Annotated in this window: 19 protein-coding genes and 2 pseudogenes; 10 read left to right on the forward strand and 11 right to left on the reverse strand. The window is 61.6% G+C overall.

Annotated features, from left to right (window positions below):
- Positions 1-12: 12 nt before the first annotated feature.
- Positions 13-509 (forward strand): annotated as a pseudogene (locus AC1ECN_RS01205) (N-acetyltransferase family protein).
- 98 nt (positions 510-607) lie between these two features.
- On the forward strand, positions 608-1,426 hold the full coding sequence (gene cysE, locus AC1ECN_RS01210) for a serine O-acetyltransferase (protein WP_477951928.1): 819 nt from the start codon (positions 608-610) through the stop codon (positions 1,424-1,426).
- A 34-nt stretch (positions 1,427-1,460) separates the two neighbouring features.
- Here the strand turns inward: cysE and AC1ECN_RS01215 are convergent, their stop codons facing one another.
- The 4 genes from AC1ECN_RS01215 to odc2 form a co-directional block, all read right to left on the reverse strand.
- Entirely contained in the window at positions 1,461-2,618 is a 1,158-nt protein-coding gene (locus tag AC1ECN_RS01215; RefSeq protein WP_130662255.1) for a GGDEF domain-containing protein, read from the reverse strand.
- 163 nt (positions 2,619-2,781) lie between these two features.
- Positions 2,782-3,810, reverse strand: coding sequence for a serine hydrolase domain-containing protein (locus AC1ECN_RS01220; RefSeq protein ID WP_130673560.1), 1,029 nt, complete (start codon positions 3,808-3,810; stop codon positions 2,782-2,784).
- A gap of 260 nt (positions 3,811-4,070) precedes the next feature.
- On the reverse strand, positions 4,071-4,661 hold the full coding sequence (locus AC1ECN_RS01225) for a GNAT family N-acetyltransferase (RefSeq protein ID WP_130662256.1): 591 nt from the start codon (positions 4,659-4,661) through the stop codon (positions 4,071-4,073).
- Between the two features lie 94 nt (positions 4,662-4,755).
- On the reverse strand, positions 4,756-5,889 hold the full coding sequence (gene odc2 / locus AC1ECN_RS01230) for an ornithine/lysine decarboxylase (protein WP_130662257.1): 1,134 nt from the start codon (positions 5,887-5,889) through the stop codon (positions 4,756-4,758).
- Positions 5,890-6,416: 527 nt separating this feature from the next.
- Here odc2 and AC1ECN_RS01235 point away from each other — a divergent pair.
- From AC1ECN_RS01235 to AC1ECN_RS01245, 3 genes are all read left to right on the forward strand, one after another.
- A complete protein-coding gene (locus AC1ECN_RS01235; protein WP_018483511.1) occupies positions 6,417-7,310 on the forward strand; it encodes a LysR family transcriptional regulator in 894 nt (297 codons plus the stop codon).
- Between the two features lie 138 nt (positions 7,311-7,448).
- Complete coding sequence (locus AC1ECN_RS01240; RefSeq protein ID WP_130673114.1) at positions 7,449-8,090, forward strand: DUF1007 family protein; 642 nt, start codon at positions 7,449-7,451, stop codon at positions 8,088-8,090.
- A complete protein-coding gene (locus AC1ECN_RS01245; RefSeq protein WP_130662258.1) occupies positions 8,084-9,160 on the forward strand; it encodes a nickel/cobalt transporter in 1,077 nt (358 codons plus the stop codon). Before AC1ECN_RS01240 ends, AC1ECN_RS01245 begins: the two co-directional genes overlap by 7 nt.
- A gap of 2 nt (positions 9,161-9,162) precedes the next feature.
- Here the strand turns inward: AC1ECN_RS01245 and AC1ECN_RS01250 are convergent, their stop codons facing one another.
- The 4 genes from AC1ECN_RS01250 to AC1ECN_RS01265 form a co-directional block, all read right to left on the reverse strand.
- Positions 9,163-9,369, reverse strand: a complete 207-nt coding sequence (locus AC1ECN_RS01250) for a hypothetical protein (protein WP_018072741.1) — start codon at positions 9,367-9,369, stop codon at positions 9,163-9,165.
- Positions 9,366-10,061: a GNAT family N-acetyltransferase gene (locus tag AC1ECN_RS01255; protein ID WP_024322285.1), complete on the reverse strand. Its 696-nt coding sequence runs from the start codon at positions 10,059-10,061 to the stop codon at positions 9,366-9,368. Before AC1ECN_RS01255 ends, AC1ECN_RS01250 begins: the two co-directional genes overlap by 4 nt.
- A gap of 169 nt (positions 10,062-10,230) precedes the next feature.
- Entirely contained in the window at positions 10,231-10,950 is a 720-nt protein-coding gene (locus AC1ECN_RS01260) for a tellurite resistance TerB family protein (RefSeq protein ID WP_018072739.1), read from the reverse strand.
- A 112-nt stretch (positions 10,951-11,062) separates the two neighbouring features.
- Positions 11,063-11,701: a 2-dehydro-3-deoxy-phosphogluconate aldolase gene (locus AC1ECN_RS01265; protein ID WP_130662259.1), complete on the reverse strand. Its 639-nt coding sequence runs from the start codon at positions 11,699-11,701 to the stop codon at positions 11,063-11,065.
- A 154-nt stretch (positions 11,702-11,855) separates the two neighbouring features.
- Here AC1ECN_RS01265 and AC1ECN_RS01270 point away from each other — a divergent pair, with 154 nt between their 5' ends.
- From AC1ECN_RS01270 to trhO, 4 genes are all read left to right on the forward strand, one after another.
- Positions 11,856-12,344 carry a CYTH domain-containing protein gene (locus AC1ECN_RS01270; protein ID WP_024322283.1) on the forward strand — a complete coding sequence of 163 codons (489 nt, stop codon included), beginning with the start codon at positions 11,856-11,858 and terminating at the stop codon, positions 12,342-12,344.
- Entirely contained in the window at positions 12,322-13,230 is a 909-nt protein-coding gene (locus AC1ECN_RS01275) for a CHAD domain-containing protein (RefSeq protein ID WP_024322282.1), read from the forward strand. The genes AC1ECN_RS01270 and AC1ECN_RS01275 overlap by 23 nt, the downstream gene beginning before the upstream one ends.
- A gap of 155 nt (positions 13,231-13,385) precedes the next feature.
- The gene (locus AC1ECN_RS01280; RefSeq protein ID WP_130656254.1) at positions 13,386-13,862 is read left to right on the forward strand and encodes a VOC family protein; all 477 of its coding nucleotides are present in this window, start codon (positions 13,386-13,388) and stop codon (positions 13,860-13,862) included.
- A 71-nt stretch (positions 13,863-13,933) separates the two neighbouring features.
- Complete coding sequence (gene trhO / locus AC1ECN_RS01285; protein WP_130673115.1) at positions 13,934-14,863, forward strand: oxygen-dependent tRNA uridine(34) hydroxylase TrhO; 930 nt, start codon at positions 13,934-13,936, stop codon at positions 14,861-14,863.
- A 53-nt stretch (positions 14,864-14,916) separates the two neighbouring features.
- Here trhO and AC1ECN_RS01290 read toward each other — a convergent pair whose 3' ends face one another.
- Complete coding sequence (locus tag AC1ECN_RS01290) at positions 14,917-17,130, reverse strand: putative bifunctional diguanylate cyclase/phosphodiesterase (RefSeq protein ID WP_477951935.1); 2,214 nt, start codon at positions 17,128-17,130, stop codon at positions 14,917-14,919.
- A 201-nt stretch (positions 17,131-17,331) separates the two neighbouring features.
- Positions 17,332-18,705: a GH1 family beta-glucosidase gene (locus AC1ECN_RS01295; protein WP_130673117.1), complete on the reverse strand. Its 1,374-nt coding sequence runs from the start codon at positions 18,703-18,705 to the stop codon at positions 17,332-17,334.
- 239 nt (positions 18,706-18,944) lie between these two features.
- Here AC1ECN_RS01295 and AC1ECN_RS01300 point away from each other — a divergent pair.
- Positions 18,945-19,348, forward strand: a pseudogene (locus AC1ECN_RS01300) (DoxX family protein).
- Positions 19,349-19,422: 74 nt separating this feature from the next.
- On the opposite strand, the gene AC1ECN_RS01305 reads toward AC1ECN_RS01300, so the two are convergent.
- The coding region (locus tag AC1ECN_RS01305; RefSeq protein ID WP_477951937.1) for a Gfo/Idh/MocA family oxidoreductase at positions 19,423-19,902 on the reverse strand (480 nt) is incomplete at its 5' end.

The following is a 19,902-nucleotide window of genomic DNA, read 5'->3' on the forward strand; positions in this document are numbered from 1 at the left end:
CCGTTGCCGGCAATGGACGACGCCCTGACGGAACCCGAATCGTGGCGCTGACGGCCGACCACATGCAAGCCGCAGCCGAAATCAGACGTGTCGCCCTGTGGCAGCGGCTGCCCTGGCTGCCGGATGTGCATACGCCCGAGGAAGAGGAGCAGTACTGGCGCATGCACCTGCTGCCGAATTGCTCGATCCTCGGCGCTGCCATGGGCAACCGACTCATCGGTGTCATCGCCTATGGCGACAATTGGATAGCGCAGCTTTACGTTCTCCCCGACTTTCAGGGCATGGGCATCGGCTCCCTGCTTCTCGGCTGCGCCAAGGAGGAGATGGACGAGATCAGGCTCTGGACCTTCCAGCGTAATGCGGGCGCTCGCGCTTTCTACGAACGGCACGGTTTTGCCGCCGAGGAGGAGACCGATGGCGCCGACAACGAAGAACGGGAGCCTGATGTGCTTTATCACTGGCGCCGGCTTCCGGAGCTGACACCTGGCCTGCAACCGTCGGACGGCTAGACTATAATCAGGGCTTGCCAAATGCCTTGCCCGGGCGAAACATGAACCGCACGCAGGACGCGCTTTGCGCGCCGCCCTGGCTGACAGAGGAAACGGGAATGTCGAAATCGACCGGCCTCGGTTTAGCCGAGCAACAGCCGCAGCCGTTGGGCGATGCATCCGTCTGGGCCGTGATCCGCGCCGAGGCGGCCGAGCTTGCCGCACGCGAGCCGATATTGCAGCGGCTGCTTGCCGCTGAGGTAACGGACACTGCCGGCAATGATGAGATCATCGCCAGCGTGCTGGCCGCGCGACTCTCCGTGGCACAGGTCGAGACAGGTGATCTGTTTGATCTCATCCGGTCCACATTGACCACAGACATCATGCGGAAGGTCGAGGCCGATCTCGTTGCCGTGCGCGAACGCGATCCGGCCTGCACCACATTTCTGCACGCGCTTCTCAACCTCAAGGGCTTTCATGCGCTGCAGACGCACCGCATCGCCCATGCGCTCTGGGTCGCCGGCCGTTCGGAGATCGCCAGCTGGCTCGCCAATCTCGTTTCGCTGGTCTTCGGCCCGGATATCCATCCGGCGGCGCGGATCGGCGCGTCCATCATGCTCGACCACGGTTCGGGCATCGTCATCGGCGAAACGGCTGTCATCGAGGATGAAGTTTCGATCCTGCAAAACGTCACGCTCGGCGGCACCGGCAAGGAAACCGGCGACCGCCACCCGAAGATCCGCCACGGCGTGATGATCGGCGCGGGCGCCAAGATCCTCGGCAATATCGAAATCGGCGCCTTCAGCAAAGTCGCCGCCGGCAKCGTCGTGCTCAAATCGGTGCCCGAGCATTGCACGGTCGCCGGCGTGCCAGCCGCCGTCGTACGCATCCACCGCGCCGATGAAATCCCGGCCGAGACGATGGACCAGAACATCTAGGATCGCTCCGAGATAATGAGTTCGGCCCTTTTCGCTAAGCGGCCTGCTGATTTTCTCCAAAGACTTCGACCCGGTTGCGGCCTTCGCGCTTCGAACGATAGAGCGCCTCGTCCGCCTTCTGCATCAGCCGTTCAAAATCTCCGCCGCTTTCCGCACGCGCGGCAACGCCGATGCTCAGCGTTGGAAAGACGGCCAGATCCGGCCACTGCAGGACGGCAGCGGCGAAGGCGAGACGGATGCGCTCGGCAATCGCCACCGCATCTTCCCGGGAAGCGTTTTTCAGCACCGCCAGGAACTCATCCCCACCTTGACGGGCAAGCAGGTCGTCGGAGCGCATGATGCCTCTCGAAACGCTGGCGAAAAGCCGCAGCATGTCGTCGCCGGCGGCATGGCCATGCCTGTCGTTCAGTTGCTTGAAATGGTCGATATCGATGATCAGCAGCGATACCGGCTGGGAAGCGAGAGCCGGCAGATGCTGGGCAAGGCCGCCGCGATTGAGCGCGCCGGTCAGCGGATCGTGGTGAGCGAGTTCCGTCAGCTGATTTCGGCTGCGCTCGGCAGCCATCAGCACCATGGCCATGCTGCGCAGCATGATGAACGCAACCGCCGACACCGCCATCCAGCTGTGAATTGCACTGCTGCCGAAAGGATCCGGCCCGCCAATCTCACCAGTCGCCGCGAGAATGCTCCGAACCGCAAAGATCGCCGCGGTGCAAGTATAGAGGCCGACAAGCAAGGCTGCCGAATAAAGCCTCTCGCGCCGGACAATGCTGATCGCTTCCCTTGCGACGGCAAGATCGCAGAGGCAGCAGATGACGGAGACGTAGAGGAGCCTCGCCGAGATTGCCGATGGATCGCTGACGATCAGTACGACAGGAACGCTGACGAGCAAGATGGCAAGCCAGAAGGTGCGCTGGTCGAGCGCTCGTCCCGAAAACACCCGCACGGCAAAGAACATCAGCATGTAGCCGGCGATGGTGACGATATTGCCACCGTCGATCGAGACAGAGTAGGGAACGAGATTGCGCAACGCGACGAGGAAGGACCCGACGCCGACAAGAAGGTTGCTCAGGCCCCACCACAGCGGCCACCTCTCGAAGCGGCCGGTCGCATAGGCTGCAAGCTGGAGAATGCCCAGTACGAAACAGCTCACGGCAACAATGAAGTAGATTGTCCTGAGATCCAGCAGCATGGCGCTTTCCCGAAATTCCCGCGGAACTTACAGCAAGCGTTTTGCGGTTTGATTGGAGGCTTCGCTAAGAATTTAGCGATCGCGGGATTTTCCTGCTGCATAATGCAGCAATTCAGGCGTTGCAGCGTCCTTTATGCATCTGCAAAGACGCGCGGCGCTGTCTTCAGGCGGCCCGCACCGCGCCGATAATGTCCGCCAACAGACCGTGCAGCAAGTCCCTGTAGCCATTCCGGGCAGACGGGCCGCTCTCTTCCGAGGTCATGACGACGGTGAGATCGAGCGACGGCACGATGTAGAGCATCTGCCCGCCATAACCCCAGGCGAAATGCACCTGCTCGCCGCCGATCTGCCGCGTGAACCAGCCATAGCCATATTCATCGCCCGAGAAGCGCGAGTTTGTGCGCTGCTGCCACGACTGGGAGATCCAGTCGGCAGGGACGATCTGGCGGCCGTCAGCGGTCTTGCCGCCGTTGCGGTAGAGTTCGCCGAAGGCAAGCAGCGACCGGGCGCTCATCGCCATCTGATTGCCGCCGAGATAGATGCCCTGCGGATCGCGCTCCCAGGCACCGATGCGGAAACCGTCGACAGGACCCAGCCATTCGCGCGCCAGCGCCAGCGTCGAGCGCCGGCCGACCTTGGTGAGAATGGCCGAAAGCAGATGCGTGGATGCGGTGGAGTAGAGCATCTCGCCACCGGGCTGATCGACGAAAGGCTGCGAGAGCGCAAAACGCACCCAGTTGCGCGAGGAGACCCAGTGACCGTAGTTCGGCCCCGACATGCGATCGAGCCCGGCCTGCATGGAGAGAAGATTACCGATGGTGATGTCGTTGATGCGCGGGTCGGGCGTTGCAGGGAGATCGGCCTTCAGGATCTGTGCGATCTTCTGATCCGGCCCGTTGAGCAGGCCTTTGTCGATGGCGATACCGACCAGCGCCGAAATGATCGATTTCGAAGCGGATTTGATATTGGTCGATTCCGACGGCGAATGACCATGGAACCCGCGCTCGCTGAGCACGCGTCCGTCGCGAGCGACGATCACCGTCTTGAGAGACCCCATCGCGGGGTCGCTCGCCGCGTGATCGAGACGCGGACCAAGCCCGGCAACGGCGGAAGCCGTGCTCTGGGCAGCCACCGGCTCCGTTGCGGCAAGCGGCAGGCAGAGGAGAAGCAGAAGGGAGAGAAGGCGGATCATGCGGCGCAAGATAGGATATCGCCGCGACATGTTCGCCTGCCGACGGCCCGTTTCACGCGATTGTGTTTCCGCGTGCGCCGGGGCGCTAGCGACCACGCGCCGCTTCACCCGCCAAAAAGATATCCGCGCCGCAACCACACCAGGCCCGCCTGCCTGGGTGGTCAAACGGCGCGGACATTACCAGCCGGGGGAAGAATTCCCAACCTGGCCGGCCGGTCGGCGCAGCCTTACAGAGCCGAGCGTCTTTTCGGGTCGATGCGCTAGGCTGCGCGGCGAACCGGCGCGCTGGCCAGCATGCGCCCCGAAGGGACGATCATGCCGGCCGCGCCGTCAAGCCAGCCTTCCGTGAGTTCGAGCGCAAGAAAGCGCGAGCGTTCGAACGGACCCGGCATGACGAGATGGCGGGCCTTTTCGGCAAAGAAGCCGAAACGCTCGTAATAGGCCGCATCGCCGACGAGCAGGACGGCGCCGTGCTCGCGATTCTTCGCTTCGAGGACCGCCGCGCGCATCAACGCCGCGCCGATGCCCTTACCGCCATGCTGTAAGGCAACAGCAAGCGGCCCGAGCAGCAGTGCATTGATCGGCGTGCCTTCGTCATTGACGCCGGCCTCGATGTTCCAGAGCCGCACCGTACCGATGACACGGCCGTCGCGATCGCGCGCGACGAGCGCAAGACCCTCGGCCGGAACGCGGTTGCGGCGAATCTTCTCCGACGATTTCTTGCGGCGATCCGCGCCCATGACGCGGTCGAGCAGGTTTTCACGAGCAACGACATCCGAGGGATTTTCGGCGTCGATGGTGAAAGTGGTGGGCGCAAAGAATGCGCGGACAGAATCAAGAACAGCGGCCATCTTGGCCTCCCGTACCCAATACCGTTATCAGCGGCGATGAAGGAAAATTGTGAATTTGCCGCCCCGGCTGGTTACGGGGCCGGCGGAAACGACCTTAGATGACGTAAGCCTTCAGCGGTTCGAAACCGTTGAAAGCGACCGCCGAATAGGTCGTCGTATAGGCGCCGGTGCCTTCAATCAGAACCTCGTCGCCGATCGAAAGGGAGATCGGCAGCGGATAAAGGTTCTTCTCGTAGAGCACGTCGGCCGAATCGCAGGTCGGGCCGGCGATCACGCAGGGTTCCATCTCATCGCCGTCGTGATCCGTGCGGATCGGATAGCGGATGGCTTCGTCCATCGTCTCGGCGAGACCGCCGAACTTGCCGATGTCGAGGAAGACCCAGCGCGCTTCGTCATTGTCCGACTTCTTCGAAATCAGAACGACTTCCGCCTTGATGACACCGGCATTGCCGACCATGCCGCGGCCCGGCTCGATGATCGTCTGCGGGATCTGGTTGCCGAAATGCGTGCGCAGCGCCTGGTAGATCGACTTGCCGTAAGCTTCTGCGGACGGAACGTCACGCAGGTACTTGGTCGGGAAGCCGCCGCCCATGTTGACCATCTGCAGGTGGATACCCTGCTTGGCAAGCGATACGAAGACGCGCTTGGCATCGGCGAGCGCCGAATCCCAGGCATCGACCTTGGTCATCTGCGAACCGACATGGAACGAGACGCCGTAGGAGTGCAGGCCAAGCTGATGGGCGTAGACGAGAACGTCGACAGCCATCTGCGGAACGCAGCCGAACTTGCGCGACAGCGGCCATTCAGCGCCTTCACCATCCGTGAGCACGCGGCAGAAGACGCGGGCGCCGGGAGCGGCGCGCGAAATCTTCTCGACTTCCTCATGGCTGTCGACGGCAAAGAGGCTGACGCCGAGCGCATGCGCGCGGGCAACGTCACGTTCCTTCTTGATCGTGTTGCCGTAGGAAATGCGGGCGGCGGTTGCACCGGCTTCGAGCGCCATTTCGATTTCGGCAACGGATGCGCAATCGAAATTGGAGCCGAGGCCTGCAAGCAGCTTCAGCACTTCGGGAGCAGGATTGGCCTTGACGGCGTAATAGATGGCGCTGTCCGGCATGGCGTGGCGGAAGGCGTGAAAATTATCGCGAACGACGTCGAGGTCAACCACGAGGCAGGGACCATCGGGACGTCGGGTTGCGAGAAAGTCGCGGATGCGCTGGGTGGTCATATCGATTCCCTCTTCCAATTCCAGAGCTCCGGTTTCAACCGGAGGACAAAGGGCATACGATAGCTCGCATTGGAACCAGCCGGTGGAGACCCCGGAACCATAGCAAGCGCTCGATGCGCAGATAGTGAACCAACGCCGCGATGCGGTGTAAGTTCGGCTTTGTCTGCCATGGATTGGAGGGAGAATCCGAACCGCACTTCCGGCAATGATGGTGTGCCTCTTCAGTAACCCCCGCTGATGGAAAGCAGGGAGAGAACAAAAAGGCCCGCACCGTCGTTGCTTCAGGCGTCCTCGCATTTTCCGGTTGGCCGGAATAGCGACTGGAGGGGTTAATTCCAGGTACCTTACCGATTTCCTCACCAATTCGAGGGTTCGGCGGACACCCATGGGCACGTGCGACTTTGGGCTGAGTGGGAAATAAGAATATTCGCCTTCATAATCAAGCGATTTTTTGATCTTAGGCCAAAAAAATAATTGAACAAAACAAGCCAATTTGTTCAACATTCCGAAACAGCCCGAGGGGTGCCATGGATACCTTGACCCGCATACGTGCTTTCATCGATGTCGTCGAAGCCGAGGGCTTTTCCGCTGCGGCGCGGCGCACCGGCCGCTCGAAGGCGCTGCTCTCCAAATATGTGCGTGAACTGGAGGATGAGCTCGGCGCGCTGCTGCTCAACCGTACCACCCGGCAGTTCTCCATGACCGAAGCCGGCCACACCTATTATCGCACCGCTTCCGATATCCTCAAGGAGATCGACAACCTCGCCGATCTCGTGCGTGAGAACAATGCACAGCTTAAAGGACGGCTGCGCATTTCCGTGCCGCGCACCTTTGTCGATGCCGATGTCGGCCAGTCGCTGATCGATTTCGCTAAGGAGAACCCGGACCTTTCACTGGAGATCGCCGCCGATGACCGGTTCGTCGATCTGATCGAGGAAGGCTTCGACGTGGCGATCCGCATCACCAAGCTCGAGGATTCCGGCATGATCGCCCGCAAGATCTCGGATTTCCGCATCCATATCTGCGCCACACCCGAGTTTCTCGAGCGTTATCCCGATCTCGATCACCCGACGGCCCTTTCCAACGTCCCCTTCATCGTCGACACCAATGCGCGCACCCAGGCGAGCATCCGTTTCCACAATCCCGACAACACCTCGTTCGCCGTCGCCGTTTCCGGACCGATAGAGGTCAACAGTCCTCATGCGACATTACGCGCGGCACTCGCCGGTATCGGCATAGCCTTCATCCCGGATTTCATCGCCCGCAAGCCGATCGAGAGCGGCGAACTGGTAACGCTGTTCAATGATTACATCCCGACCGACCGCGGCATCTATGCCGTCTATCCGCACCGGCGCTACCTGCCGGCCAAGGTAAGGATCTTCGTCGATTACCTGCACAACTGGTTCAAGAAGCATCCGTAGGGCGACGGCCTCACGGAGCGATGCGACATTCCGCCCCGGATCAACATCCGGTCCGGCGAATCCGATGCCGAGCCCGGTCCCAATTCCGTCCCAATTTCTGGCAAGAAGTCAGGGGCAGCGAACAGGGCAGCGGGATAGATGAGACAATCAACGATACTGATCGCCGCGCTTCTTTCGCTGGCACCGGCCGCCGCCTTTGCCCATCCGCACATCTTCGTGGAGGCACGTCTCGAAGTCGTGGCCGGCAAGGATGGCAGTGTCGAGGAACTGCGCAATGTCTGGCGCTTCGACGAGGTCTTTTCGTCCTCTGTGGTCATGGATTTCGACAAGAACACCGACCTGAAGCTGGAGCCGAACGAGCTGACCGACGTCGGCAACACGGTCAAGAAGTCGCTTGTCGATTACGACTACTACATGAACCTGACGATCAACGGGAAGAACATCACCGTCCAGAAGCCCGACATCATCCATGTCGACTACAAGGATGGCCAGCTGCTGATGTTCTTCGCGGTAAAGCCGGTGGAGAAGATGCCGCTGAAGGGCAGGCTCACCTTCGGCGTCTACGACCCGACGCTCTACACCTCGATCGATTTTCCCACAGACAACGAGCTTGCGATCGTCGGAGACGGCTTCAAGGCCTGCAAACATCAGGTGGTGCGGCCGGATGCCGACGAGGTGATCTCGCAAAACAAACAGTCGCTGACCGACGCCTTCTTCAACGATCCCACCGGCACCAACATGTCCAAACTCTTCGCCACCCGGCTGGAGGTCACATGCTGACGAAACGCCTACCCCTCATCCTTTCTGCTGCGACCCTTGCGCTGGTGACGGCTGCAAGTCTCGCTCATGCGCAATCGCCGCTCGGCATCGGCACGGCGGAGCCGAGCTTCCAGCCGACAGGCGGGCCACTCGCACCGCTTTTGCTCTATGTGAACTATGAGCAGCAGGCCTTCTATCGGGCGCTGACCGGCGCCTTGAAGGCGATGCGCCAAGACCCGTGGCAGCTGGCATCGCTGATCGGCCTCTCCTTCGCCTATGGCGTCTTCCATGCCGCCGGTCCGGGCCACGGCAAGGCGGTCATCTCCTCCTACATGATCGCCAACGAGGTAGAATTGAAGCGCGGCGTGGTGATTTCCTTCATTTCGGCCTTCGTCCAGGGCGTGGTAGCGGTGGCGCTGGTCGGCGGCGCCTGGCTGGTGCTGCGCGGCACCGGCATCACGCTGACGGCGGCGACCCACGCGATGGAGATCGCAAGCTTCGTCATGGTCATCCTGTTCGGCGGCTGGCTGCTGTTCCGCAAACTGCGCTCACTGGTGGGCAACATGCCGCGCCGCCGGCTGATGGCGACGCCTGCCGGTCCGGTCAGCATGATGCTCGACTGGAAGAACAATGCCGCCGAACGCCAGGCCTATGCCTTCAACGGCAAGGCGCAGGCTGTGGAAGCCGGCCACACCTTCGTTCCCGGCATGGTCTGCGAGACCTGCGGCAATGCCCATGTGCCCGATCCGGCCCTGCTCGGCGGCGACAGGTTCAGCGTCCGCGAAGCCTGGTCGGCGATCGTTGCCGTCGGTCTGCGCCCCTGCTCCGGCGCACTTCTGGTCATGACCTTCTCGCTATTGAACGGGCTCTATCTCGGCGGCGTGCTTTCGGTCGCCGCCATGTCGCTCGGCACGGCGATCACCGTTTCCCTGCTTGCCACACTTGCCGTCACCGCCAAGAGTGCGGCCGTCCGCCTCTCCGGACGCGGCTCGACCGCCTCGATCTGGATCGGCAACGCCATCGAAATCCTCGGCGCCGTGCTCGTCATGCTGATGGGCGCCCTGCTGCTCGGAGCCTCGCTGCAGGGATAAAATTACTTTCCCCGGCTGCGCTGGTAACGCGCCCGCAGCCAGAAAACTGCAAAAAACGCCATGATCAGGCAGACGCCGACGACGATCGCCAGCGTCGGCGAGAAATTGCCGATCCACAGCACGATGGTCGGCAGGAAATAGATGACGAGAGCGGCGCCAAGCAGGATGATGCCGGCGGCGGTTGCCTGCGAGCGGCTTTCCGGGCTCATACGAGCCTTTCCTTTTCAAGATCGGCGCGGACATCCTGCAGGCGGCGGATCTGGTTGCCCTCGGCGTCGAAATTCCCAGGCGAAAGCCAGGCTTCGAAGGCATCGTTGATCATCGGCCATTCGGCATCGATCATCGAGAACCAGGCGGTGTCGCGGTTTCGATGCTTGGAGATCATGTGCTGGCGGAAGACCCCTTCGAAGCTGAAGCCGTAACGGGCGGCCGTCGTCTTGCTCGCTTCGTTGTTATTGTCGCATTTCCATTCGTAGCGGCGGTATCCGAGATCCTCGAAGACGTGTTTGGCCATCAGATAATGCGCCTCGGTTGAAAGCGGCGAACGCTTCATCTCGACGCCATGCGCCACACCGCCGATCTCGACGACACCGTTCGCCGGGTCGGCGCGCATGTAATTGGCCATGCCTTGAATCTTGCCGGTGGCGTTGTCGCGGAAGATATGGGTGAGCCAGCCGGACTTGGTGTAGGCGCTTTCCAGCCAGTTGGCGAAATCGTCGATACCGGAGAAGTCGTCCTGGGCGAAATAGAGAAGCAGCGGATTGATGCCCATGCCGCCGAGCCCGTCCCACAGCGCCTCGAGATGTTCGGCGCGCCGATAGGGCTCCACGGTAACGAAACGGCCCTTCAGTGTGACCGGCTTCGGCGCCGGGCAGCCCTTGAAATTTGCAAGATCGCGCATGTCCACTCCCTTTTTCGCAAGAGTGGATAGGCCAGCCACCCAACAAAGGCAACCGGCCTAAAGCGCGTCGCAATCTTTCAGATTCGCTCCTCGCGCTTTCGGTCCCTATTTCCAACGCATGTCGTTGTCGCAAAACCGCTGCACAGTTTTGCGCGACATGCTTTAGATGTCACTGTGACAAGGTCACCTTGGCCGAGGACACCGTTGCCTCGATATGGTCGACCAGTTGGTCGGCAAGGCCGAGGCGGCCGGCAAGCAGATCGAGATAACCGCGCTCGGCGCGCGAATCCGGGTCGATGGTCAGCCGCGAGGCGGTGTAAAGCTCGACGCGCTGTTCTTCCGTCGTCGCGGCGGCAACGAGCGCATCAATATCCGTCGGCGAAGCGAGTTCATGCTCGATGAAGGCCGCTGCCTCGCCGCTGACATCGGCGGCCTTGACCTTGTCCATGATGAGGGCGCGTTCGGCATCGTCGATATGGCCGTCGGCCTTGGCGGCGGCGATCATCGCGCGGATCAGCACGAGGACGAATTCATTGCTGCCGGCAGGCGATGTCGGTCCGAAACCGGATTCGGCAGGCGGCGGTAGGAGAACCGGATTATTTGCCGACGGTGCATCCGAGGGGGCTGCGGGCGCCTGTCCCGCCTGGTAATTCTTGTAGGCCTGGTAGCCGAGGCCGGCAATCGCGGCAAGACCGCCGATCGCCAGTGCATTGCCGGCAATACCGCGGCCGGTCTTGGTGCCGAGAAGCACGGCGGCAATGGCGCCAGTCGCCAGCGGATTGTTCTTTGCCGTCTGCACGGCGTCGCCGGCCCTGTCGCGGACCGAACCGCCGAGACCCGGCATCTGTGAACCCAAGAACTGGTCGAGAAGCTTCTTTGCGTCGAACATTCCTCGTCGTCTCCCTGTTTGAAACTGGAGGAGAACATAGGTTTGCGACGGCTGAAATACAAATAGGGGGAGCGGGATCGAGCCGTCAGGCTCGCCCGCCCCCTGCCGAAACTCAGGCCTTCAGCGCTGCCGCCTCTGCCGCGAGCTTGGTAATGCCAGCCCAGTCGCCGGCCGCGACCAGTTCCTTCGGCGCCACCCACGAGCCGCCGACGCAGATGACGTTCGGCAGCGAGAGATAATCATTGGCGTTCTTCAGCGAAATGCCGCCGGTCGGGCAAAACAGCGTGCCGGCAAGCGGCGAGGACAGCGCCTTGAGATAGGCGGCGCCACCGGCCTGCTCGGCCGGGAAGAATTTCAGCACCTGGTAGCCTTCTTCGCGCAGCGCCATGACTTCGCTGGCGGTCGCGGCCCCCGGAAGCAGCGGCACGTCGGAATCGGCAGCGGCATCGAGCAGCTCCTGCGTCGTGCCCGGGCTGACGATGAACTTCGAACCGGCCGCGACGGCAGCCTCCCAATGGGCGACATTGAGGATCGTGCCGGCGCCGACTTCGGCGCCCTCGACCTCGGCTGCGACAGCGCGCACGGCCTCGAGTGCTGCCGGCGTGCGCATGGTGATCTCGATCGCCTTCAGCCCGCCCGCGACGAGCGCCCGGGCCAGCGGCACCGCCGACTTGGCATCGTCGACGATCAAAACCGGAACGACCGGCTGGAGTTTCAGGATGGAAAGGAGCTTGTCTGTTTTCTCGCCCATGGTCGTGCGACTTCCTTGAAACGATTGAATGCGGATCCCGAATAACGCCCCGGCGGAACCTTGTCGAGATAAAACCAGGCCATATGACAAGATGGGTAGGAAATGCGCGGAAATTGGTCTACCGTGCCGCAATCGTCACAAAAGGTTCACCGGTATGGCGAAAGAGATCGAGCGGAAGTTTCTCGTACGCAGCGATGGATGGCGTTCCGCTGTCGAGACGAAATCTGTCCTCAGGCAGGGTTACATCGCCTCGATGGACGATCGTTCCGTGCGGGTACGCGTCCTCGACGGCAAGAAGGCGAGACTGACGATCAAGATCGGCCGCAGCACCATCACCCGTGACGAATTCGAATACGATATACCGATCGCCGACGCCGAAGAGCTGTTGCAGAACGCGATCGGCGTCGTCATCGAGAAGACGCGCTACCGCGTTCCGCATGAGGGGTTCGTCTGGGAAGTCGACGTCTTTACCGGCGAGCATCGTGGACTGGTAATCGCCGAGGTCGAAATGACGGCGGAAACCGATGATCCGGCCCTGCCCGCCTGGCTCGGCCGCGAAGTGACCGGCGATTTCCGTTATTCCAACCAGGCGCTTGCCACAGAATACGGGCACGACAGGCATGGCCTATCGCATTCGGCCTGACGCCGATTTCACCGAAGCGTTCCGCAGCGTCGCGACCAAGCAGCTGGAACACGCCGTCACTGTCCTCGGGGAACGCCCGGACGGCGCGCATGAGGCGATCCATTCTTTCCGCAAGAACCTGAAGCGACTACGCTCGCTCTATCGCCTCGTGGCCCGCGAGACGCCGGATTTTCAGGCCCAGGAAAATGCGCGGCTGCGCGATGCCGCACGCTCGCTTTCGGCGATCCGCGACGCTACCGCCCTCATCGGCACCGCTCAATATCTGCATCATGCAGCCCGCGGGAACGAGGAGAGCGAGGCGCTCGGCCGCATCGTCACCATTCTCGAAGGACGCCGTGACTGGATGGCCGAAGCCGAAAGCGGCCTGGAACAGCGGCTCGCGGAAACCTCCGGCGTTCTGAAGGAGGCGATCGCCGCATTGGACGCAGTCTCCTTTGATGGCGGCCACCGCAAGAATGCACGCATGCTGGCGAAGAGCTGGCGCCGCACTGCGCGCAAGGCCAAGGCCGCGCTTGCGGCTTGCCACGGCGAGGCATCGGCCGACGATTTCCACGATCTGCGCAAACGCACCTACGACTATCGGCTCTACCATACCCTTTTGCGCGACGTCTGGCCGGGCGCGATGAAGGCCAAGCGGGATGCGGCCAAGGAACTCGTCGAGGATCTCGGTCACATCCACGATCTCACCGTGCTCTCCGAACTGGTCGAGGCCGAACCGCAGCTCTTCACTCGCAATGACGACCTAGCGCATCTGCTCGACATCATCATCTTCCGCCAGCAGGAAGACCGGCGGCAAGCGCTGATCAAAGCCGAAGCCGTCTTCGCCGATGATGCCGACGAGGAAGCGCAGCGCATCGAGCTTCTCTGGCTGATGGCCGGGAGTTGAGAGACGGCGAAACCGGAAGTGCTTGTGCGCTGCTCTGCATTTCCGATTGCTTCAGCATCTGAAGATTTTCGCGGGGAAACCTGTTGACCTCAACCAATCTTGAGGTCCTAGCCTGCGGTGGTCGAACAAGCAGAGACTTGATCCGCGAGGAAAAAATGACCGCCGAAAATGCCGCGATGCCGAAGGTGCTCGGGCTCTACGAGACCCATCTGACCGTTGCCGATCTCGAGACCTCCACGGATTTCTACCGCGATGTCGTCGGGCTCGAACCTGCCGCCTCATTCGAGGAGCGTAAAGTCGCTTTCCTCTGGGTGGACGACAGGAAGACCGGCATGCTCGGCCTTTGGGAAACAGGAACCGGGCCGCTGAAAATGCAGCTGCATATCGCCTTCCGCATGACCGCCAACGGCGTGCTTCAGGCGCCCGCCATTCTCAGGGCAAAGGGTGTGGAACCTCTCGGCTTTGCCGGTGAACCGGTGACGGAACCGGTGGTTCTCGGCTGGATGCCGGCGCTGTCGATCTATTTCAAGGATCCGGACGGGCACTCGATCGAGTTCATCAACGTTCTCGACGACATCCCCGACCGGAGTTTCGGCGTACGGCCGTTTTCCGCGTGGCAGGCGCGAGCGTAATCGATCAGCGATCAAGGCCGCCGCCGGCGAAGGCAATTGCGCGGCCCGCCGATTTTCTGTATTTCCGGCCCATGACCGACAGCCTGACACACACCAGCCCGTTTCTCGTGGCCGCACTTTACCATTTCGTTTCCGTGCCGCGCTTTGCCAGCCTGCAGGCACCGCTGCAGACGCTTTGCGAGGAGAACGGCGTCAAGGGAACGCTGCTTCTGGCGCATGAAGGCATTAACGGCACGATCGGGGGCCCGGATGCCGGCATTCACGCCGCGCTCGCCTTCCTGCGCGCCCAGCCGGAATTTTCGGGCCTGGAGCACAAGGAAAGCCGCGCCTCGAAAATGCCCTTCCTGCGCATGAAGGTGAAGCTGAAGAAGGAAATCGTCACCATGGGCGTGGAGGACATCGACCCCAACAAGGTGGTCGGCACCTATGTGGCGGCCAAGGACTGGAACGCTTTGATTTCCGATCCTGATACCATCGTCATCGACACCCGCAACGATTACGAGACGGCAATCGGCACCTTTCGCGGCGCGCTCGACCCGAAGACCAAGACTTTCCGTGAATTTCCCGATTGGGTGCGCAACAATACCGGCCTGCACAACAAGCCGAAGGTCGCCATGTACTGCACCGGCGGAATACGTTGCGAGAAGGCCACCGCTTTCATGAAGGCTGAGGGCTTCGACGAGGTCTATCATCTGAAGGGCGGCATCCTGAAATATCTGGAGGAAGTGCCGCAGGAGGAAAGCCTCTGGGATGGTGCCTGCTTCGTCTTCGACGAGCGCGTCTCCGTCGAGCACGGTCTGAAGCAAGGCGAACACAGGCTGTGCCACGCCTGCCGCAACCCGATCACCGCCGAGGAAATCAGCTCGCCGCTCTACGAGGAAGGCGTTTCCTGCAGCCACTGCTACCACTCGCGCACGGAGGAAGACCGGCTGCGCTACCGTCAGCGGCAGCACCAGATCGCCCTCGCGAAAAAGCGCGGCCAACGGCATATCGGCAGCTGAGCCGGGGTTCCGTTTGGACCAGCCTTGCTGCCTGAGGATGATCGGGCCGCCGGTCAGGCTGCGCCGATACGGCGCCGAGTTTCCGGCCCGGCTGCACGCCGCTCGTTCAGCATCTCGGTGATAAGGTCTGATGTCACAGGCTTTCCGAACCAATAGCCCTGCAGGCAGTCGCAGCCGAAAAGGCGCATGKCTATTGCCTGCTCCTCGGTCTCGATGCCTTCGGCCGTCACCGGAATGTCGAGCGAGCGGGCGAGCGCCACCGTCGCCTGCAGCATCTCGCGCTGGCGTTTGTCTTCGTTGACACCCATGACCAGCGAACGGTCGATCTTGATGCGGTCGAAGCCGAACTGCCTGAGATAACCGATCGAGGAGAAGCCAGAACCAAAATCGTCGAGCGCCACCTTGACCCCCAGCCCCTTCAACCGTTCGATCGACTGGCGGGTGCGCTGCGGATTCTGGATCATGTAGCCTTCGGTGATCTCGAGCGTGATGCGGCCGGCCTCAATCTCCGTCTGCTTCAGCACGTAGCGCACATAGTCGGTAAAGGCGGGATTGCGGAACTGGCCGGGCGAGACGTTGACCGAAACGTTGAGGTCCGGCCATTGTTTCGCCGTCTCGCAGGCTTTGCGTAGCACGAACAGACCGAGCGATTCGATGAGGCCGCTAGTCTCGGCAATTGGGATAAACAGTTCGGGCGATACAGGGCCATGGCCCGGACGGTTCCAGCGCACCAGCGCCTCGACGCCGGTCATCGCATGCGTCGCCGCATCGATCAGCGGCTGGTAGGCAAGCGTCAGGTCGCCGCTTTCGATAGCGATCCGAAGGTCGAGTTCCAGCGCATTGCGCTGCTCTCGATCGGCATCCATCGACGGATCGTAGAGCGTCATGCGCGCGCGGCCGGCCTCCTTTGCCTTGTACATGGCAAGGTCGGAACGGCGCACCAGCTCCTCACGCCCGATCGCACCGAAAGGCGACATGGCGATACCAATGCTTGCCCCGACGACGACGACACGGCGACCGATCTCCAATGGCTCGACGAGAAAATCGAGGATCTGTTCGGCAAGCTGCAGGGCGGCGGCATTTTCGCTGTCGGAGAGAAAGGCGATCGCAAATTCGTCGCCGCCAATACGGGCGAGAACCGCACCCTGCGGAATGAGCACAGCGAGCCCGGCCGCGACCGCACGGATCAACTGATCGCCGGTGCCGTGACCATAGCTGTCGTTGACTTCCTTGAAGCCATCGAGGTCGAGGTAGAGGAGCAGCACATTGCGCTTTGTCTGGCGTGCTTCGATGACAAAACGATCGACGGCGAGCCCGAGACCATCCCGATTGGAAAGGCCGCTCAGCCTGTCGCGCAGCGCCTCCTCGCGGGCGCTGCCTTCCTCTGCCTTCAGGCGGCGGCCGGCAAGCCAGCCGATGACCAGCAGCACTACGAAAAACAATCCGACGAGACCGAGCGCCTGGATGACCATCGGCCGCACCTGTGCATAGGCGATATCGCCGGGTGAACGCGAGGCCCAGACGAGCTTGCCGAGCGTTGCCCCCGTCGGATCGACGATCGGTACGAGATAGTCGGCCGCAAAGCTCGGCGGCGCCAGCCTCAGCCCGCCGATGACATAGGTCTGGCCGAGAGCAGTCACCCTGTCGTCATCGAGATGGCGAGCGAAAACGAGATAACGATGCTGGTCGGCGGGCACGTCAAGCGCACCAGACTTTTTCCGCACCAATGCCACGCCGACGGCGGCAATGCCCCGCTTGGTGGTGACGAAACCGACCGCCTGAGGACGATCGGCCGGGCCGGCCGCCTTCACTCTGTCGAGCAGGATCCAGAGCGACGGCGCGAAGAAATCCGTGAGCGGCTCCTCCATCGGTTTGCCGTCGCGATAGGTCATGATCGCCTTCTTCTCGCCATCGACGACGATCGCTATGTCGAACAGCGAGCTATTGACCGACATCTCGCCGTAATTGCTCACCGTCCAGGCCATACCGTCCGGCGCGTAGACGTTGGCGGCGGCATCGTCCCAGGCGGCATAATCGTCGAGCGTCGCGCCGAGCTGATCCTCGAATGTCTTCACCGCGCCGATCGTCGTTTCGCGCGAGCGCTCGTCATCGAGGAGATTGGCGTTTTCGGTCACGCGTTCGAGCGCAGTCAGCACCATGACGGTGACGACGGCGACGATGACCGCGAAGGAGAAAAGTACGCCGGTGACGGTAATGTGACGGCCTATTCCCGATCCCTTGCTCTGCGACTTTCCGACTGCCTGCATAACAGCTCCCTGACCGGTGTACTTTGCCAGCCAAGGGTTCAAAAACGTTTAAACAACCGCCTGTTGCACGTGTCTGACGATCTATTTTTGTCCGTGCCGCCGGTGGTCGCGAAATTGATGGCAAGCAGCGTCAGCTTGCCGTTCCGCCGGAAGGGCAAGTTCAAAAGGCGCCTGGATCAAGTGCCCGCTGGAGTAATTGCGCTAACCCGCTTTGTGATTGCCCTTCGGGAACTGAGCCGCCAGTTCGCGATACCACTTGCCGCTCTTCTTCACCGTGCGTACCTGGGTCTGATAATCGACATGCACGAGGCCGAAGCGCATGCGGTAGCCTTCCGCCCATTCGAAATTGTCCATCAGGCTCCAGGCGAAATAGCCGCGCAGGGGATAGCCATCCTTGATGAGGCCGGCGACGATGTCGAGGTGATCGCCGACATAGTCGAGGCGCATCTTGTCGTCGACCTCGCCGTCGACGACATCGGTGTTGTCGCAGGCGCCGTTCTCGGTGATGTAGCATTCCGGCAGGTCGTAACGACGATAGAGGTCCTCGACCGAGAGCTTCAAGCCCGGCGCATAGATTTCCCAGCCGATATCGGTCCTGACGTCGCTTGCCGGCGGCGCTTCCACCGTCCAGGGGAAATCACCTTTGCGTTCGGCATCATCAGTGACCCGCTCGGGCTTATAATAGTTCAGCCCCCACCAGTCGAGTTTCTGGCTGATGAGCTTCATGTCGCCATCCTCGATGACCGGCATGCGATCGCCAAGCGCCTCAATGAATTCCTTTGGATATTCACCTTTGAAGACGGGATCGAAGAAAGCGCCGTTGTGGAACTGATGCGCACGCTCGCCGGCGGCAAGATCAGCCGGGCTGTCGGAGCCGGGAATGATCGAGGCGGCGTTGAGCACAAGCCCGACGGGCACATTTGGGGCTTCCGAGCGGATCGCCTCGACGCCGAGGCCGTGGCCAAGGTTCATGTAATGCATGGCGTGAAGGGCAGCCTGCATGTTGCGCTCGCCCGGAGCATGGATGCCGTAGAGGTGGCTGAGCCAGACGATGCACCAGGGTTCGTTGAAAGTCGCGACCCGGTCGAGGCGGTCGCCAAGGCGGTTCATCACCGTCTTGGCATAACGCTGAAACGCATGGGCAGTCGAGCGCGCGGTCCAGCCGCCCTCGCCGGCGAGCAGCAGAGGCAGGTCCCAGTGGTAGAGCGTCGCGAAGGTCTTGATGCCCCGCGCCTTGCAGCCGTCGACCAGCCGATCGTAGAAATCGAGGCCGGCCTCGTTCACCGGACCCGTGCCGTCGGGGATAATGCGCGGCCAGGCAATCGAGAACCGGTAGGCTTCGACCCCCATCTCCTTGATGAGATCGAGGTCCTGCTCCAGGCGATTGTAGTGATCGCAGGCGATATCGCCGTTATCGCGATTATGGACGCGGCCGGGCATATTGCAGAAAGCATCCCAGATGGATGGCTTGCGGCCATCGGCTTTGCTGGCGCCTTCAATCTGGAAGGCAGCGGTGGCAACGCCGAAAGTGAAGTCGCCGGGAAAGCGTTCCGCGAGTTTCTTCGGATCGATCATCTGGAAATCCTATCTCTCAGGTTGAGCCGTTTGCGCCGGATTTAGCCAAGCCTGAAGGCAAAGTACAGGCTGACGGCGAGAAAAACTGCAACGTTGCAGGAGGAAAAGCAGAACAGCTGCAACTGACCTTCCCTCACCGCGCGGCCGACCTCATAACGGCAATGTCAGCAGTCGTGACTTGGCCGTTGAGACCGCGATCCTTACACGGGAAATGGCATCACAAATGTGAAAGGAATCCAATGCTCGCTTCGATCCATTCGTTGCAGCCTCATCTGCTGAGCCTGTTGCGCATCGTCTCGTCACTTGTACTTTTCAGCTACGGAACACAGAAGATCCTGCATTTTCCGGCTGCGGCAAGCGTGCCGCCGGCGGGCTCGCTCTCCTGGATTGCCGGACTGCTCGAACTCACCTCGGCTTCCTGGTGCTTGTCGGATTCCAGACCCGTATCGCAGCCTTCGTGCTCTCCGGCCTGATGGCCTTCGCCTATTTCATCGGCCATGCGTCGAAGGGCATCTACCCCGCGCAGAACGGTGGCGTCGCGGCGATCCTGTTCTGCTTCGTGTTTCTTTATCTGGTGGCGGCAGGTGCCGGACCGTTGAGCGTCGACAGCCTGCTGAAGCGTGGCCGCACTGCTGCTGCCTGATCAAAATAAAACAAAACGCCGAGGCGACTTGAGATCGCCTCGACGTTTTTCATTGGCCACGCGGATCGGTAAATTCAGACCTTGACCCAGGCGCCGTTCTTCTTCGAAGACGCGACGCAGGCTTCGACGAAGGCCACACCTTTCACGCCGTCATCGACCGTCGGGTAGACCACAGCCTTGTCGACCGGCTTGCCCTTCTTGCGAGCATTGATCGCATGCGCGGCTTCCGTATAGATCGTCGCAAAGGCTTCGAGATAGCCTTCCGGATGCCCGGATGGCACGCGCGTGACACGGCCGGCAGCCGCGCCTGAACCGGCGCCGCCCCGGGTGATCAGCCGCTTCGACTCGCCGAAAGGCGTGTACCACAAGTAGTTCGGGTCCTTCTGGGTCCATTCCAGCCCGCCCTTGGTGCCGTAGACGCGGACCATCAGGCCATTTTCATGGCCGGGAGCAACCTGGCTGCACCAGAGCATGCCCTTGGCCGGCTTCTCCGAACCCTTCGCCTTGAAGCGCAGCATGACATGCGCATTATCGTCCAGCCGGCGGCCCGGAAC

Source organism: Rhizobium sp. 01N447_2 (genome assembly GCF_056399245.1).

What these genes read in the sequence shown, in the direction of transcription:
- AC1ECN_RS01215 (WP_130662255.1), bottom strand. Translation starts at nt 2,618, where the DNA reads ATGCTGCTGGATCTCAGGACAATCTACTTCATTGTTGCCGTGAGCTGT.
- AC1ECN_RS01220 (WP_130673560.1), bottom strand. Translation starts at nt 3,810, where the DNA reads ATGATCCGCCTTCTCTCCCTTCTGCTTCTCCTCTGCCTGCCGCTTGCC.
- AC1ECN_RS01225 (WP_130662256.1), bottom strand. Translation starts at nt 4,661, where the DNA reads ATGGCCGCTGTTCTTGATTCTGTCCGCGCATTCTTTGCGCCCACCACT.
- odc2 (WP_130662257.1), bottom strand. Translation starts at nt 5,889, where the DNA reads ATGACCACCCAGCGCATCCGCGACTTTCTCGCAACCCGACGTCCCGAT.
- AC1ECN_RS01235 (WP_018483511.1), top strand. Translation starts at nt 6,417, where the DNA reads ATGGATACCTTGACCCGCATACGTGCTTTCATCGATGTCGTCGAAGCC.
- AC1ECN_RS01240 (WP_130673114.1), top strand. Translation starts at nt 7,449, where the DNA reads ATGAGACAATCAACGATACTGATCGCCGCGCTTCTTTCGCTGGCACCG.
- AC1ECN_RS01245 (WP_130662258.1), top strand. Translation starts at nt 8,084, where the DNA reads ATGCTGACGAAACGCCTACCCCTCATCCTTTCTGCTGCGACCCTTGCG.
- AC1ECN_RS01250 (WP_018072741.1), bottom strand. Translation starts at nt 9,369, where the DNA reads ATGAGCCCGGAAAGCCGCTCGCAGGCAACCGCCGCCGGCATCATCCTG.
- AC1ECN_RS01255 (WP_024322285.1), bottom strand. Translation starts at nt 10,061, where the DNA reads ATGCGCGATCTTGCAAATTTCAAGGGCTGCCCGGCGCCGAAGCCGGTC.
- AC1ECN_RS01260 (WP_018072739.1), bottom strand. Translation starts at nt 10,950, where the DNA reads ATGTTCGACGCAAAGAAGCTTCTCGACCAGTTCTTGGGTTCACAGATG.
- AC1ECN_RS01265 (WP_130662259.1), bottom strand. Translation starts at nt 11,701, where the DNA reads ATGGGCGAGAAAACAGACAAGCTCCTTTCCATCCTGAAACTCCAGCCG.
- AC1ECN_RS01270 (WP_024322283.1), top strand. Translation starts at nt 11,856, where the DNA reads ATGGCGAAAGAGATCGAGCGGAAGTTTCTCGTACGCAGCGATGGATGG.
- AC1ECN_RS01275 (WP_024322282.1), top strand. Translation starts at nt 12,322, where the DNA reads ATGGCCTATCGCATTCGGCCTGACGCCGATTTCACCGAAGCGTTCCGC.
- AC1ECN_RS01280 (WP_130656254.1), top strand. Translation starts at nt 13,386, where the DNA reads ATGACCGCCGAAAATGCCGCGATGCCGAAGGTGCTCGGGCTCTACGAG.
- trhO (WP_130673115.1), top strand. Translation starts at nt 13,934, where the DNA reads ATGACCGACAGCCTGACACACACCAGCCCGTTTCTCGTGGCCGCACTT.
- AC1ECN_RS01295 (WP_130673117.1), bottom strand. Translation starts at nt 18,705, where the DNA reads ATGATCGATCCGAAGAAACTCGCGGAACGCTTTCCCGGCGACTTCACT.